The 14,474-nt window shown below is 36.7% G+C and carries 20 protein-coding genes; 9 read left to right on the forward strand and 11 right to left on the reverse strand.

Annotation, left to right across the window (positions count from 1 at the left end):
• Positions 1 to 15: 15 nt before the first annotated feature.
• On the reverse strand, positions 16 to 978 hold the full coding sequence (locus tag E1I69_RS25285; RefSeq protein WP_136380532.1) for a methyl-accepting chemotaxis protein: 963 nt from the start codon (positions 976 to 978) through the stop codon (positions 16 to 18).
• A 190-nt stretch (positions 979 to 1,168) separates the two neighbouring features.
• On the opposite strand from E1I69_RS25285, the gene ric reads away from it, so the two are divergent.
• A complete protein-coding gene (ric, locus tag E1I69_RS15820) occupies positions 1,169 to 1,876 on the forward strand; it encodes an iron-sulfur cluster repair di-iron protein (RefSeq protein ID WP_136380533.1) in 708 nt (235 codons plus the stop codon).
• A 56-nt stretch (positions 1,877 to 1,932) separates the two neighbouring features.
• On the opposite strand, the gene E1I69_RS15825 is transcribed toward ric, so the two are convergent.
• From E1I69_RS15825 to modB, 5 genes are all read right to left on the reverse strand, one after another.
• Positions 1,933 to 2,580, reverse strand: a complete 648-nt coding sequence (locus E1I69_RS15825; RefSeq protein WP_136380534.1) for a hypothetical protein — start codon at positions 2,578 to 2,580, stop codon at positions 1,933 to 1,935.
• A 9-nt stretch (positions 2,581 to 2,589) separates the two neighbouring features.
• A complete protein-coding gene (locus tag E1I69_RS15830; RefSeq protein ID WP_136380535.1) occupies positions 2,590 to 3,198 on the reverse strand; it encodes an SCO family protein in 609 nt (202 codons plus the stop codon).
• Positions 3,188 to 4,675: a cbb3-type cytochrome c oxidase subunit I gene (locus tag E1I69_RS15835; protein ID WP_136380536.1), complete on the reverse strand. Its 1,488-nt coding sequence runs from the start codon at positions 4,673 to 4,675 to the stop codon at positions 3,188 to 3,190. Before E1I69_RS15835 ends, E1I69_RS15830 begins: the two co-directional genes overlap by 11 nt.
• 13 nt (positions 4,676 to 4,688) lie before the next feature.
• On the reverse strand, positions 4,689 to 5,213 hold the full coding sequence (locus E1I69_RS15840) for a cytochrome C oxidase subunit II (RefSeq protein ID WP_136380537.1): 525 nt from the start codon (positions 5,211 to 5,213) through the stop codon (positions 4,689 to 4,691).
• 135 nt (positions 5,214 to 5,348) lie between these two features.
• On the reverse strand, positions 5,349 to 6,002 hold the full coding sequence (gene modB / locus E1I69_RS15845; protein ID WP_136380538.1) for a molybdate ABC transporter permease subunit: 654 nt from the start codon (positions 6,000 to 6,002) through the stop codon (positions 5,349 to 5,351).
• Positions 6,003 to 6,173: 171 nt separating this feature from the next.
• Between modB and E1I69_RS15850 the strand changes: the two genes are divergently transcribed.
• A complete protein-coding gene (locus tag E1I69_RS15850; protein WP_136380539.1) occupies positions 6,174 to 6,878 on the forward strand; it encodes a Crp/Fnr family transcriptional regulator in 705 nt (234 codons plus the stop codon).
• Between the two features lie 134 nt (positions 6,879 to 7,012).
• Here the strand turns inward: E1I69_RS15850 and E1I69_RS15855 are convergent, their stop codons facing one another.
• The 4 genes from E1I69_RS15855 to E1I69_RS15870 form a co-directional block, all read right to left on the reverse strand.
• Positions 7,013 to 8,137: a TIGR04053 family radical SAM/SPASM domain-containing protein gene (locus E1I69_RS15855; RefSeq protein WP_136380540.1), complete on the reverse strand. Its 1,125-nt coding sequence runs from the start codon at positions 8,135 to 8,137 to the stop codon at positions 7,013 to 7,015.
• 396 nt (positions 8,138 to 8,533) lie between these two features.
• Positions 8,534 to 8,827 carry a DUF5316 domain-containing protein gene (locus tag E1I69_RS15860; RefSeq protein WP_136380541.1) on the reverse strand — a complete coding sequence of 98 codons (294 nt, stop codon included), beginning with the start codon at positions 8,825 to 8,827 and terminating at the stop codon, positions 8,534 to 8,536.
• A 125-nt stretch (positions 8,828 to 8,952) separates the two neighbouring features.
• The gene (locus E1I69_RS15865; protein WP_161974915.1) at positions 8,953 to 9,546 is read right to left on the reverse strand and encodes a molybdenum cofactor guanylyltransferase; all 594 of its coding nucleotides are present in this window, start codon (positions 9,544 to 9,546) and stop codon (positions 8,953 to 8,955) included.
• A 148-nt stretch (positions 9,547 to 9,694) separates the two neighbouring features.
• Positions 9,695 to 9,925, reverse strand: a complete 231-nt coding sequence (locus tag E1I69_RS15870) for a DUF2249 domain-containing protein (protein ID WP_136380543.1) — start codon at positions 9,923 to 9,925, stop codon at positions 9,695 to 9,697.
• Between the two features lie 202 nt (positions 9,926 to 10,127).
• Here E1I69_RS15870 and E1I69_RS24730 point away from each other — a divergent pair, with 202 nt between their 5' ends.
• From E1I69_RS24730 to E1I69_RS15900, 7 genes are all read left to right on the forward strand, one after another.
• Complete coding sequence (locus E1I69_RS24730) at positions 10,128 to 10,265, forward strand: hypothetical protein (protein WP_165439166.1); 138 nt, start codon at positions 10,128 to 10,130, stop codon at positions 10,263 to 10,265.
• Positions 10,266 to 10,426: 161 nt separating this feature from the next.
• Complete coding sequence (locus E1I69_RS15875; protein ID WP_136380544.1) at positions 10,427 to 11,116, forward strand: Crp/Fnr family transcriptional regulator; 690 nt, start codon at positions 10,427 to 10,429, stop codon at positions 11,114 to 11,116.
• A 130-nt stretch (positions 11,117 to 11,246) separates the two neighbouring features.
• The gene (locus tag E1I69_RS15880; RefSeq protein ID WP_136380545.1) at positions 11,247 to 11,486 is read left to right on the forward strand and encodes a DUF2249 domain-containing protein; all 240 of its coding nucleotides are present in this window, start codon (positions 11,247 to 11,249) and stop codon (positions 11,484 to 11,486) included.
• A complete protein-coding gene (locus E1I69_RS15885; protein ID WP_116351166.1) occupies positions 11,486 to 11,692 on the forward strand; it encodes a DUF2249 domain-containing protein in 207 nt (68 codons plus the stop codon). Before E1I69_RS15880 ends, E1I69_RS15885 begins: the two co-directional genes overlap by 1 nt.
• Before the next feature lie 14 nt (positions 11,693 to 11,706).
• Positions 11,707 to 12,948, forward strand: coding sequence for a hypothetical protein (locus E1I69_RS15890; RefSeq protein WP_136380546.1), 1,242 nt, complete (start codon positions 11,707 to 11,709; stop codon positions 12,946 to 12,948).
• 14 nt (positions 12,949 to 12,962) lie between these two features.
• Positions 12,963 to 13,262 carry a metal-sulfur cluster assembly factor gene (locus tag E1I69_RS15895; RefSeq protein WP_136380547.1) on the forward strand — a complete coding sequence of 100 codons (300 nt, stop codon included), beginning with the start codon at positions 12,963 to 12,965 and terminating at the stop codon, positions 13,260 to 13,262.
• 77 nt (positions 13,263 to 13,339) lie between these two features.
• Positions 13,340 to 13,648: a metal-sulfur cluster assembly factor gene (locus E1I69_RS15900; RefSeq protein WP_136380548.1), complete on the forward strand. Its 309-nt coding sequence runs from the start codon at positions 13,340 to 13,342 to the stop codon at positions 13,646 to 13,648.
• A gap of 48 nt (positions 13,649 to 13,696) precedes the next feature.
• Here E1I69_RS15900 and E1I69_RS15905 read toward each other — a convergent pair whose 3' ends face one another.
• Positions 13,697 to 14,464 carry a prolyl oligopeptidase family serine peptidase gene (locus E1I69_RS15905; RefSeq protein ID WP_136380549.1) on the reverse strand — a complete coding sequence of 256 codons (768 nt, stop codon included), beginning with the start codon at positions 14,462 to 14,464 and terminating at the stop codon, positions 13,697 to 13,699.
• Positions 14,465 to 14,474 lie beyond the last annotated feature (10 nt).

The raw sequence follows: 14,474 nt of genomic DNA on the forward strand, positions 1-14,474 counted from the left end.
AATTAGAAAAAACCACTACTTTCTTGCTGTCATTTCATTAAGCTGAACGATTCCTTCTTCAAGTTTATCGTCGACGACTTTGGCGTCTGTAATATGTTGAGTGATTAAATCGTTCGCATTATCAAATAACTCTTTTGTAGTCGAAATTTCTTGCATAACATCTTGTGAATACACTTTTTGCTCTTGAATCGTATCTAAGACAGAGTGTACCTCTTTTTGGACAGACTGAATGACGGACAAAATATAATTGAATTTTTCAGTTGTATATATACTTGCATCAACCCCTGAATGAACAAGGTTTGTACTATTCGTTGTTGACTGTAAGGATTGATCAATTTCTTTTTGGATTGCCTTTGTAAGAGCACTAATATGTTCTGTGCTAGAAGCCGTGCTCTCTGCAAGTTTCCTTACCTCTGCTGCAACGACCGAAAATCCCTTTCCTTGCTCTCCTGCCCTCGCCGCTTCAATCGATGCATTTAATGCTAATAAATTCGTCTGGTCAGCGATTTCTTTTATGACTTGTACGATATTTTCAATTTCTCTTGAACGATTATTTAAATGGTTCATTTTTTCAGATGTATCATTTAATTGGGAACCCAATTCTTTCATAATGGATTCAACTTCTAATACTTGGTTTTTCCCCTCACTTGATTTTGCTACCATATCTTCAGCAGCTAAAAGTAAGGTTTGACCATTTTCATATAATTTAGCAGAGTTATGATAGGATAGGAGACTAAGCTCGTCCACTCGGTCGAATTTAGATTTTATCTTGCCTACTAACTCTCCAAGAACATGATGCTGACCATTTACATGCTCGTGTTGTTCAATCGTTGCAACAAGTTCCTCGTAAAAATTTTTAAAAAACAATGATGTATTTTCTCTCTGAAGTTCTCTTTCCTCTATCAACACATTCATATCCTGTTTTAGTTGCTTATTTTCCTTTTCAAGATTTGCAATATATTGTTTACGATTAAACATCGTTAAGACATCTCCCTGCAGCAATCTGTATTTGGCTTTATGGTACCAAACTTACGTCCTTTTAACCTGTGACGCACATCACTTATAAGCGATTTTATGACGATTTTCTACAAATGTGTGATACGCATCACCACATTCCTCCTGCTTAACAGCTATCCTATAAGTAGTTTACTAAATAGGAGGTAAAGTCATGGAACAAACTTTTACAGAACAACATATCATTGGAGAAATTGTAACTGAGTTTCCGAAAGCAGGGGACCTTTTCAAAAAACTTCGAATTGATTTTTGCTGTGGTGGTAACCGTCCACTAATAGATGCTATAGAAGAAAGAAGCCTCTCCAAAGATGAGGTTTTGTCAAAATTGAATACACTTTATCAAGAAATGAAGGAATTAAATGAAAAAACAGTGGATTGGAAGGCTGCAAGCTATTCTGAATTAATTGACCATATTGTAAATAAACATCATCGTTATTTAAATGAAGAGCTTCCGCAACTTAGCCCATATGTAACAAAGGTTTTAAGAGTACATGGCGGAAATCATCCACATCTTGCAAGAGTGCACTCACTGTTTAATCAATTAAAGGTTGAGCTTGAACAGCATACAATTAAGGAGGAAGCCGAGTCATTCCCTCTTATTGTCAAATTTGAAAACGAGCCAACTACTGAAAATCATGAACTAGTGAAAAAACATGTAGCAGAATTAGAAGGAGAACATGACGAGGCTGGAACCATTATTAAAGAAATCCGAGACATTACAAACGACTTCCAACCACCAATTGGTGCATGTGGCACATATCGTTTAGTCTACCAACGTCTTGAAGCACTTGAGGCTGACCTATTCCAGCATATTCATTTAGAAAATAATATCCTATTCCCAAGAGCAGCAGCAGGGAATTAATTCTTACAAACAGATAAAAACCGCGTTATCCATCGGATAATCGCGGTTTTTTATCTTTATTTAAAGGTTGGAATAGTAGAAGAAGAATCTGATCTAGTTGATTTTAATTGAATGAGAGGCTGATTTCTCTTTTTAACTTTTAGAGCAACAGGCTTCCCAATAAAAACTCGTACCATGATTAATAGACAAATTACCATTCCTAGAATAAACATGGATTTTCCAAGCTGCTGTTGGGCTGTAAGCAAGTAATTATTACATAGGCGTGCTGGAGACACTGTGTAAAGCCAACTCATCACAAAAATCATAGATATGAGATTTGCCCAAATAAATCCTTTACTAATAGGTCCGAGCAACTGCCAGCTATAATACAATAAACTCCCTGCAACAAATGATAAACTACTATATTTTGCAATCTCCATTACTGGTTCATTCAATGCAGCATCGATTGATCTAGGTAAAATCCAAAAACCGATAACACATATTGTAATGATCATCCCTGCAATCCCATTTTCATTGTAGTAAAGGAAAAAGTTTCTCCATTTCCTAGGAAACCCTTTTGCAAGAAAGTAACCACCCCCTACCAATAATGGGTATTGAATGAGCATTGTTCCAACCATGCTCTCTTCAAAATACCCCCTTACATATGGGAAAGAAATGAATAGAAGTAAAAGTAGTCCAATCCATAAATAACGTAAACGGTCCATATTTCACCTCTAAAATAGAAAAGTATCTAAGTATTCCACAACAGTTTGTGGTGTCTGATAATCAAAGATATTTGTTAATTTTCCCTCTGGGTTGACAACATAAAATGCAGAATTATGCTCATACCCTCCATATTCATTCGGTATAACGATTACTCCAAGTGTATCTAAAACATCTTGTAATTCTTGTTCATTCTGAATCGTTGCCATTTTCCACTGGTCTCCGTCTGCACCAAAATGGTCTGAATAAGATTTTAGAACTGTTGGAGAATCATTCTCTGGATCAAAGCTTATACTTACAAGAACAACTTCTTTTCCAATTACATCTTTTGGAATATTTTCATAGATTTCAGCAAAATTTCGTTCCAAAACCGGACATACATCCCCACAACTTGTATACATAAAGGTAAAAAGTGTGTACTTCCCCTTCAATTCATTTAAGTGAAATTCTTTCGAATTGGAGTCGATTAATGTAGCAGAAGGGAGCTTTGGCTGCTCCCTTTCTAATTTAATAATTCTTGCTTTCTCTGCTGTAAAAGCCTGTAATCCATCTGTACCAATCCATAGCATAGTGATTCCTGCTACTAGTGCAAATAGAATGCCAACACTTTTACGCAACATGGCGATCATTTCCTACTTTTTCTTGAAACTTATAATCAATTAATCTTGAAAAATTCCAAAAACGAATTACAAATGTCAAGACAGCAAGGACGATAAAGATACCAAAAATGACTCCCATACGGTCATATGGAATCCATTCAGGGACATGTTCCGCCCATCTTCTTGGCGCTCCTACTTTTCCGGAGAATAGGAACGATCCACATAATCCAATAAAGAACATCGTATAAACCCAAAAACTAATCGTATCAATCGAAGTTTCCTTCTCTTTTCCATTCACTTTTGCTAAATAATACATAAATCCAAATAACATAGCTGTCGCACCTAATCCCATATACATATGGAAATGACCAGGTACCCATTTTGTGTTATGCATAACATGGTTTACAACAATCGTTGCATCGACAATTGCAGGTACGACACCAATTACCCAACCAAACATCGATAGAAACATAAATGATGATGCAATGTCCCATTTAATACCTGAACGATATACAATCATTAACGCACCATATGCTGTGACAACTAATACAGGTAATCCGTTTGCATATGAAAGGACCTGACCGATAATAATCATCCACTTTGGCATTGCAAAGTCCATTAACAAGTGGTGAGAATAAATCGTAATCGTAAATAATGTTGAAAAGTTCCACGCAATTAAAAATGGACGATTTGCTTTCCATGGTCGATTCGTATAGATTGCTAATATCTCATACACAGCAATAACACCCATGTAAATAATCGAGTTTGCAAAGATGTGACCAAACGCATATGTTAGATTTTTTGCAAGCATTGGGTCAATTGTAATCGTTGGAATAAACAGATGGATCAGGTTCATAACTAGTACTGTTGCTCCCGCAATTAATGCAGTGGTGTTTACAATTGAAACCATTGTACTAGCAACGACAGCTGCTGGAGGACCATAGCCTTTTTCCTTTCCAAATACGATTGACCAGCCTAACCCTCCGCCTAAGCTTCCATATTGTTTAATAATCGCTCTAGCAACATCTAAATTCAATAATAAAAATCCAACACCAAGTATAAGCATTCCGCCTAAATATAAAGCTGCTCCCGCTACAGCCCATCCACCTGCAGAGATAGATGGTAGGGGATATAAGAATGTCCAAGCTCCCGCAAAGTCAAACACGAATATTCCTACTAACACCATGACGACTCCGATGATAAATGTTACGAAATTCGTAATCAGAATGGTTTTGCTTAATTGAACATATTTACTAAGGAAGTACCACATCACAGCAGCTGCAGCTAATGCAGCGGCACCAACCATACCTGTTCCATGGACAGTCATGATTTCATAAAAAAATCCAGGGTCGACATCAATCATTTTCCCTTGTGCAAGAAGCATCAAAACCCCAAATACCATCATTGATAAAATGATTAATCCACCTGCTAAAAGGTACATAGCAATTGTTTTGTTTCGGGATTGATTTGTTCCTTCCATTGCAATATTAGTAGACATTGTTAGCCCCCCCTTAATTTGTTACGACAATTTCACCAATCATGAGATGGTGACTAAGTCCACAGTATTCCATACATAAAATTTGATACGTACCAGGCTCTGTAAATGTGTAGTATACAGTGTTTGTATACTCTGGCATTGCCTGGGTTTGGGCTAATAAATTCATGTCTTTGTCATAGATACCAAAGCCATGGTTAACATCTGTGCTCGTGATATCGAATTCGATTGGTTCCCCCACTTTGAATTCAGTTTGGCTCATATTCCAGCCGAATTGAATAGCCTCTACATCCACAACAACTGGATTTTCTGCTTGTCCATACACGGGTCTTTCAAATGGCAGATCTTGAAGTGTAAAATACGTTGCAGTTCCAAACACAACAAGTAAAGCAATGAAATAAATCGTTCTAAAGCGGTACCATTTTTTCTGAATTGATTCATACTCTCTTCGTCTATTTGTTTTTAAGACAACGGTAATAAAAATAACGGTAATTAAGGTCATTAAAATAATAGAAAGATACCAAGCTGCTGTTTGGTACAAAAGGACCCCCTCCTAAATTCTCTTTTCAGCATGATTCTCACATATTGTTCAACCATAAATCTGTTAAGTTTGTCACAAAATGGGCAGAAAACGAAAAAAGACACATTCTTGTCAAGAATGCATCTTTTCATTGTTTTATTTAATTAAATAGGTTGACGCAAGCATAAGAAAGGAAATGAAGATAGTCGTTACGACCCATAACCAAGCTAGTTCCATGTTCCCGCTATCAATAGCAACATAGATGGCAGTTGGCAATGTTTGGGTTTTACCAGGAATATTTCCAGCAAACATGAGGGTTGCGCCAAATTCACCTAAGGCACGGGTAAAACTTAAGATAAAACCCGTTACAATTGCTTTAATTGATAATGGAATGGAAACATAAAGGAATATTCGAAATTCATCTGCCCCGTCCGTCCTGGCAGCATCCTCAATATCGGGACTCACGGATTGAAAGCCGGTTTTCACGGATTGATACATAAGTGGAAACGCCACAACAGTAGAAGCAATAACTGCTGCCCACCAAGTGAACATGATTGGTTGGCCCGTTATTTTTTCAATAAATGTGCCAACGAAACTATTTCTTCCAAATATCACAATTAATAAAAAACCTACTACTGATGGAGGAAGAACAAGAGGTAGCATTAATAACGTTTCAATTATGAGTTTTCCTTTAAATTTCCTATTCGCCATCCATTTTCCTGTTAACAACCCAAGCAATAAGACAATGCAGCCTGCAGTAATCGCAATGGATATTGAAAGTTTAATAGGTGACCAAAATAACTGTTCCATGAATCATACCTCAATTGTTAAAAATTGTTCATAATTGATAAACCCTTATTTTTCAAGCATTTTGAAGCATTTTTACAATAAGTGTGATTTATTATACACCTCATGAATACCTAACATTATATTATCTTATTAGAACGAAGTATAGCATTCCTGCTTAGGAAGGTGGTACCTATGAGTCAATTAACATTACAAAAAACAAAAATTTCCAATGACTTAACAGAACTTATGAAATCAGCTAATCAAGTCATTAAAATGGCAAAAGGAACGTATTTATTTCGAGAAGGTATGAAAGCTTCCGAACTTTACCTCATTCTTTCTGGGCGTGTAAGAGTTAGTAAAGGAACATCTGATGGAAGCGAATTATCCCTACGAGTTTGTAGCCAAAATGAAATTGTTGGTGAGTTGACATTATTCACCGACCAACCGAAATATTTATTTGATTGTTTACTTTTAGAGGATAGCGAAATTGCCGTTATTCAAAAAGATGACTTAGAACGAAAACTTTTTGAAAATACGAATCTTGCATTTGAATTTATGAAATGGATGAGTGACCATTTTCGAAAAACACAAACGAAGTTTCGAGATCTTGTTTTATTAGGTAAAAAAGGTGCCTTATACTCAACCTTAGTTCGAATGACCAATAGTTATGGTGTTCACACAGATAATGGTATCTTAATAGACTTGCACTTAACCAATCAGGAGCTTGCTAATTTCTGTGCAACTACAAGAGAAAGTGTAAACCGGATGTTACATGAATTGCGTTCTCTAGGTGTTATTTCTGTCACAAAAGGCTATATTACGATTCACGATTTGGTATATATTAAAAAGGAAATCCAATGTGAGGATTGTCCAGCAAAATATTGTAGCATTGAATAAGCTACAAAGACCCATGGAATCCCATGGGTCTTTATTTGTTCCAGGACAAGCGATAATTCCCTCAAGGATAAAAGCCAATCACTTTGGAAGGATTGACTTTTGTCTGCCTGCTCCTATTTGCCGAACCTTTACTTTTATTGAAGTGTTTTTTCTTTTTTTCGAAGCGCTTCTGGGATGTATACACAGAATGGTTCACTCTCCATGTAATCTCCTGTCATCGCATATGCACGAGAACGTGATCCACCACAAACATGTCTGAATTCACATACCCCACATTTTCCTTTATACTTATCCGGATTACGCAAATCTTTAAATATTGGGGATTCACGATAAATTTCAGCTAGTGGTGTCTCACGCACATTTCCTGCTTTTACAGGTAGTAATCCACTTGGATACACATCTCCAATGTGAGAAATAAAGACAAACCCATTCCCATCGTTTACACCTTGAGGCGCTCTTCCAAGTCCATCAATTTGACCAGTTCTCCCCTTCATAAGGGCATCCTCATAGCGAATTTGTTTATCCGTATCCTTCGTCTCACGCAGTTTTGATTGAATGACAACCCGACGATAATGCTGCGCTGCTGTTGTCTTAATATCAAATTTAACACGTTTACTTAAATCGTATAACCAACGGAAAACTTTTTCATGTTCAACTGGAGAAATCATATCGGTATCCTTACCACGACCTGTAGGTACAAGGAAAAAGACGCTCCATAACACACAATCAAGTTCCTCAACTAATTTTGCCATTTCATCTAAAGCATGGACATTATATCTTGAGATAACTGTGTTGATTTGAATTGGTATTTCGAGTTCGTGTAAATATTTGATGGCTCTCATTGTTAAATCAAATGAACCCTTCGTTCCCCGGAAATGGTCATGAATCTCTGCATTTGGTCCATCTAAACTAAAAGCCCAACGTGCTAAACCTACTTCTTTTGCCTTTTGGATAGCTTCCTTTGTCACATTTGGTGTTGCGCTTGGTGTCATTGAAACACGGACACCTTTTTTAATAGCATAATCAGCAATGTCATAAACATCAGGACGCATTAATGGATCCCCGCCTGTGAACACAAGCATTGGATTATTCATCTCATATATTTGGTCGATTAACTTTTTACCCTCTACAAAGGAAAGTTCCCGAGGGTCTCTCGTATATTGTGCTTCTGCACGACAATGTAAGCATTTTAATTGGCAAGCTCTTGTAAGCTCCCAGATAACAATAAATGGGTCTTGGTTATAGTCTCTTTCAAACATGAGGCAAACCTCCTTTTAATGTCCACATTTTAACACTATAAAAAAGTGAATTATGTGAGGTACATCACAGGTTAAGGAGGTGTTTGAAAATGTTCACAAATTAGGAAAAGCGCAAGCGCATTGCTATGGAACGTCTACTAACTACTGCCACGTCCTGTGGCAAACGTAGACGTCAGCACATCCTCGAAAATGCGGTGCATTTTCTTCGTGCGATGTTTATGCTGTCGAAGCCTTCCTTGTCCTGTGCAAGTCCGACAAGCATAAGAAAAGCCGGCGAGAAGGATGCCTTTTATCCTTCTTGACGGATTGGCTTATGACCTCGAGGGGCTAGGCTGCTTGCGCTAGACATCAAAACTATATGAATAGTGAATTGAAGAAATATTATTTGAAGACATGTTACATGTAATTGAGGGTTAAAACTATGGCTACAAGTAAATTGGGAGCTCCCAAGAGGAAAAACAGATAAGAGTACCGGATTCTTTTTTTACGATCTTGTCTGCTTTCGGTATAGTAGTTCGCTCTAGCCCGATCTCCACTAATAAAGGAATCAGACACGATTCCTGCAAGTAAAAAACAAATGATCCCAAGTGTCCCAGAAATCACTGAATATGTTTCAAATTGATGAGTAGACAAACCAATGAGTAGTAGAAGTCCAGATGATACTATCCCTAAAATTAAGCCTACTCTCAAACGTAATCCCTCCTTTACAAAACATTTTGTTTCATTATTATTTTATCGCATTTTTCTGAATATTATGAGTGTGCAAAGTGAAATTTAAAAAAGAAAGCCAATTTACAATGGAATTAAATTGGCTGTTACAGTAGTTTTTGATATTCAGTTTTGTCATTAATATTTTCAAACTCCATGCCTTGTAAGTGGAGTTCTTGATTGGTTACGAATTTAACGCTGCAAGCGTCTAATAAATGGCTCATTTTAAACTGTTGAACGTTTAGCAGTTCCTCAATTCTCATTGCAACCCTACCATGGTAAACAGCGATTAAGGGCTGTTGTCGATCATTGATAACCGGAACGATAGCATCAATATTTTGGTCATTTGTATAAGTGATTAGTTGCTTCACAAGTTCATCAGTCACAAAAGGGGTGTCACAAGGTAAGACTACATACCAATCTGACGGTTCTTTTTGCATAGCTGTGAACATACCAGCAAGCGGTCCGTTTCCTTTATATTCAGGTAAATCCTGAATCACTTCAACTGACGTTTGGTTTTGGAATTGCTCTACTAATGCAGGATGACTTACAATAACGAGCTTTCTTACATTCCCTTTCAACGCCTCAACTGCATATTCATAAAAGAATTTATGATGCAATTTAGCAAACGCTTTAGGGCTCCCAAATCTCCTTGACTCTCCACCAGCTAAAAGGATACCTGTGATTTTTGATTTGTTCATGTAGAAACTTCCTTTTACCTTTTTCATCATAGTAGCACGAACGGAACAGTCTTCCAAATAAAACTTTTTCATTCAAAAAAAATGTAGGCTGCGTCGTAAATGGACATTGCCTACATCTTTTATAGTAGATTTCGAAACCTTAGATTGTTTATTTTTTACCGATTGCAACTCGCCATACATCCGGGCCTTGTTCAAGGTATTCCCAAGTGAATTCATTACCCCGTTCCATCATAAATTGATATTGGAGTGGTCGTGGATCATGGTCATTTGTAAGCTCCATGATTTCACCCGACTGTAAACTATCAAATGTGCTAAAAATTGTTGGGTGCTTATCCTTCGGTGCGTAATCTGGTGCATTTACTTTCGCTGCAAATACCATTTTTACATTCCTCCTTTTGTTTTATGGGTTCATTGTATCGAGTCTTTCCAGTAATTGTAGTGAATCTTATCACTATGTACATATGTTTTTAATCATATGTCTAGAAAAATATGAGATAATGATAAAGAATCTTAAACTGCCACGTAAACATCTTGTCATACCTCATGAAATGTGGGTCTATACGAATAAACGGGGTGAAAAGATGAAAGAATTTGTTGGTACATGTAAGGATTGTGAAAAAGAAATTTATTGTTTAGATGGATTTATTAATGGGGTTGTTTTAGAGGATAAAAAAGGCATACTTTGCTTTGATTGTGCCGAAGAAAACCAAGATGACTAAGTTAGGAGAAATTCTCCTAGCTTTTTTTGTGTCTATTTTTTGAACATTGATTTTGTTGTTCACTACCTATGATGTAAATCACAGTCTTAAAAACGAGGATTGCTACACTTAATAAAGAGTTGCCTTAGGTAATGTAAATCAAATAAGGAGTGAGCAGCAAGATGGGGCTACCATCCATTCGTGAACAATTGAAAGGAGTTCCCTTGTTCCGAGAATTAACCTCGGAAGAACTCGATCCAATTGTTGAAATTTCACAGTCACGTTTATATAAACAAAAAATGTTTATTTTCATGCAAGACGATCCCCTTGATCGTGTGTTTTTCATTCAATCCGGAAAGGTAAAAATTTATAAATCTGATATGCACGGGAAGGAACAAATCGTATCTGTGCTTGAAGCAGGGGAAATGTTTCCACATGCTGGTTTTTTTCGAAAAGGCGGGTATCCAGCGCATGCTGAAGTAATCGAGGAATCAAACATTATTTTCACCCCCATTGATCGATTTGAAGAAATATTGATAAAAAACCCCGAGCTATGCATTAAAATTTTTAAAGTTTTAGGTGAAAAAATCATTGACCTTCAAAAGCGACTTGAGGAACAAATTCTATTAAATACACAAGAACAAATTATTATGCTGTTACTTCGTTTATGCAGAAGCAATGGAGAAAAGATCGACAATCGCTTTAAGCTTACTACTCAATTTACAAATCGTGAGCTTGCCAACATGATTGGTACAACACGTGAATCTGTAAGCCGAACCATTTCAGTTTTAAAGAAGAAGCATATCGTAGACGTGAGTCCTGATGGATATTACCTGCTGGATCACATGAAGCTGCATGATGAGATCTTTTAGACCTTAGATATAGTGTTCTTATTCCTTTGATTTCATTAAATATTTTATTACTTGTGATTCAGGTCACATCGATTTTTATTGAAAATGATTATCATTAACTTATAAACGTTATATAAGGGGGAAATCAAGTATGGATTCCAAAGTTGTCGAAGTTGATGTTAGAGAAGATCTTAAAAATAAAATTGAGCCTTTTCAAAAGATTATCGAGGCGGTTAAACCTTTACAGGATGGAGATATCTTTATTTTACACGCACCTTTTAAACCGACTCCTTTATTTCCAATATTAAAAGCAAAAGGATTTTCAAATGAAGCAGAGCAAATTGATAAAAAACATTGGAAGGTTACCTTTACAAAAAGAGGTGACAAGTAATGCAGTTAGATAATCGAGGCCTTGAGCCTCCTACTCCGATGATGAGGACATTGAAAGCACTCGAAAAATTAAATAAAGGCGACACTTTAACAATTATCAATGATCGCCGACCAATGTTCTTGTATGAACAGCTAGATGAATTGGGCTACAAACATACGACGGAACCACATCCCGATGGCGGCTTTCAAATTGAGATTACGAAATAAGGAGCTGCTTGCCAATGATGCCTCAATTATCGAATGAAACAGATATAAGGCTGCCGCTTTCCTTTATTATCTTTAGTATTGTGGCCTTAGTCGCCTCCCAGGTAATCCTGTTATTTAATGGACATGTGGTCATTGATGGGAGTTTTCGAACGTTTCCTCTCCTATCCGCTGCCCATTTATTGATTTTAGGATGGGCCTTAATGGTTGCGATGGGAGCCATGTACCAGCTTGTCCCAGTAGCCTTTTTAACGCCAATATGGAGTGAAAAATTTGGGTTTGTTCAATTTTGGATAACAGCTATAGGTTTTGGTGGTTTTGGAATAACCCTTTCCTTCTCACCCACTTTGTCTATTTTTACTGGATCACTTGCTGTTACTGGTATAGTACTGTTTCTCGTCCAAATGTTTATGACGATAAATAAGCAAGCCAAGAAGAATATTCTAACCGTTTTTGTTGGTAGTGCGCTTGTATGCTTACTACTCACAATCACACTTGGAATTCTGTTAATCGTCAATCTTGGAGCTGGAATCTCAAATCTAAATCATCTTGCGGTATTAAAAAGTCATATTTTACTTGGAATTGCAGGATGGTTTACTTTTTTAATTTTTGGTTTTTCTTATAAAATGGTTCCCATGTTTTCTTTAGCACATGGCTTTTCGATGAAACCTGCGAGATGGGTCTATATCATGTATGGAATGGGTCTTATTGTTACGATTAGCAGCTTTATAACTGAGAAAAACATATTATTACAGACAGGTATGAGCATACTGTTCGCTGGATTCGCTCTTTTTTCATACCACATTTTAACGATTATCAAAGTGCGATTAAAGAAAAAGCTAGATAAACCATTTACATTTTCATTAGTTGCAATAGGTTTTGGCTTCGTGATTCACTTTTTCGGAATGATCCTTTCATTCCTCCCAGAGTATTATGACATGTATGGTGTTCTTATTTTTCTTTACCTTTTATTGTGGATTGCAAACAGCATTCTTGGCTATTTATATAAAATTATTCCTTTTCTTTGGTGGACACACAGGTACAGTAAACTTATTGGAAAAAGGGATGTACCAACTTTGAAACAAATGATTGATGAAAAATTGGCTATCCCGATTTTTTCTGGCTTTGTTGCTGGTTGTCTCATCGTCGTTTTATCGATAGCGTTTGGGCAATTGCTTATTTTCTCGATCGGCCAAAGCCTAGTACTTGCTTCAACTTTATTTTTCAGTTATAGCATTATGAAGGTACTTTTTAAATAAAGGGGAGAAAAATGATGGAATTAAGAGATCAAATAATCGAACAGTTAAAACAAGTCATTGATCCAGAATTAAATATTAATGTTGTCGATTTAGGACTTATATATAAGATTGATATAAAAGAAAATAACAATGTCTATATTGAAATGACACTAACTACACCTGGCTGTCCGCTTCATGACAGTATTACAAGCGGTGTAAAGCATGCAGTTGCTTATCTTGAAGAGATAAATGATGTCGAGGTATTAATGGTTTGGCATCCTGCTTGGTCACCTGAACGCATGTCAGAAGCTGCTATGAAGCAATTACGTGGTTAGGAAGTCGTTCAATTTCACATTATGCGTTTGTTTCGTTATACTTTAAATAAGCTATTTCTCGAAAGGAGAGTTAACAAATGGATGAAGCTTTAAAAGAAAACATAATGGGGGCACTTGAACAGGTTGTGGACCCTGAACTAGGAATTGACATTGTAAACTTAGGACTTGTTTATGATGTGGATATGAATGACGCAGACGTAGCACAAGTTACAATGACTCTTACATCAATGGGTTGCCCACTTGCTGGAACAATTGCAATGGACGTTAAACGTGTCCTCACTGAATTACCTGAAGTCAAGGACGTGGATGTGAACATCGTTTGGAATCCACCTTGGAACAAAGACATGATGAGCCGTTACGCAAAAATTGCATTAGGAATTAGATAAGTTGATAAAAAAGAACGTGTCGATTAAACCTCGACACGTTCTTCTATTTTATAAATGTTTTTTAAACCATTCGACTGATGCGAGAAGACCTTCTCTGGTGACTTTGTGATCGGCACGTGTATCAGCAATAAAGGATAGGTCTTCCGCTTTCCCTTTATATAGGGGTTTAATTTCTTGGTAAAATTCATACGTATATTTGAATGGTACCATTTTGTCTTTTTCACCATGCCAGAAAAACAAGGGTCTTCCATTTAATTTTTCTGGTTGCAAGCTTAAATCATATTTCTTTAATTCACTATATTTTTCTTCTAATTCCGCATCTGTAAAAGGAAGTTCAATGTCATGTCGCTTCAATTCTTCAATTTGCCCACGACAGAATTCTTCATAATACGGGCTCCCCATGAGGCTAACTGCAGTCTTAATCCACGGATATTGGGTCAATGCTCCAAGCGTCACGATTCCTCCCATTGAAGTTCCCGCAACACCAATTCTTGTCTCATCAACTAGGCCTTTTCCGACTAATTCATCCTTAATCCCTTGAAGTTCCTTGATCTCATTGATGACAATATCCCAGAATTTAAAATTCATTTCAAGTTCTTCAAGTCCTTTGTCTCTTTCACCATGGTATTCTGCTTCTGGTAAAACCACACGGAATCCTTCTTCCGCATAAAGATATGCATAGTGTAAATTATGTTCCTTTGCACTGCCAAATCCGTGAACAAACAGAATGAGCGGAGCTTTTTCGTTTTTTAATTGATTTTGTACAATATGTAATGCCGGAATATGTGCTATTTTAGTCTTTTCAACAATAACCATTCTTTATGTA

This window comes from Bacillus timonensis, assembly GCF_004799755.1.
Taxonomy (GTDB): Bacteria; Bacillota; Bacilli; order Bacillales; family Bacillaceae_L; genus Ferdinandcohnia; species Ferdinandcohnia timonensis_A.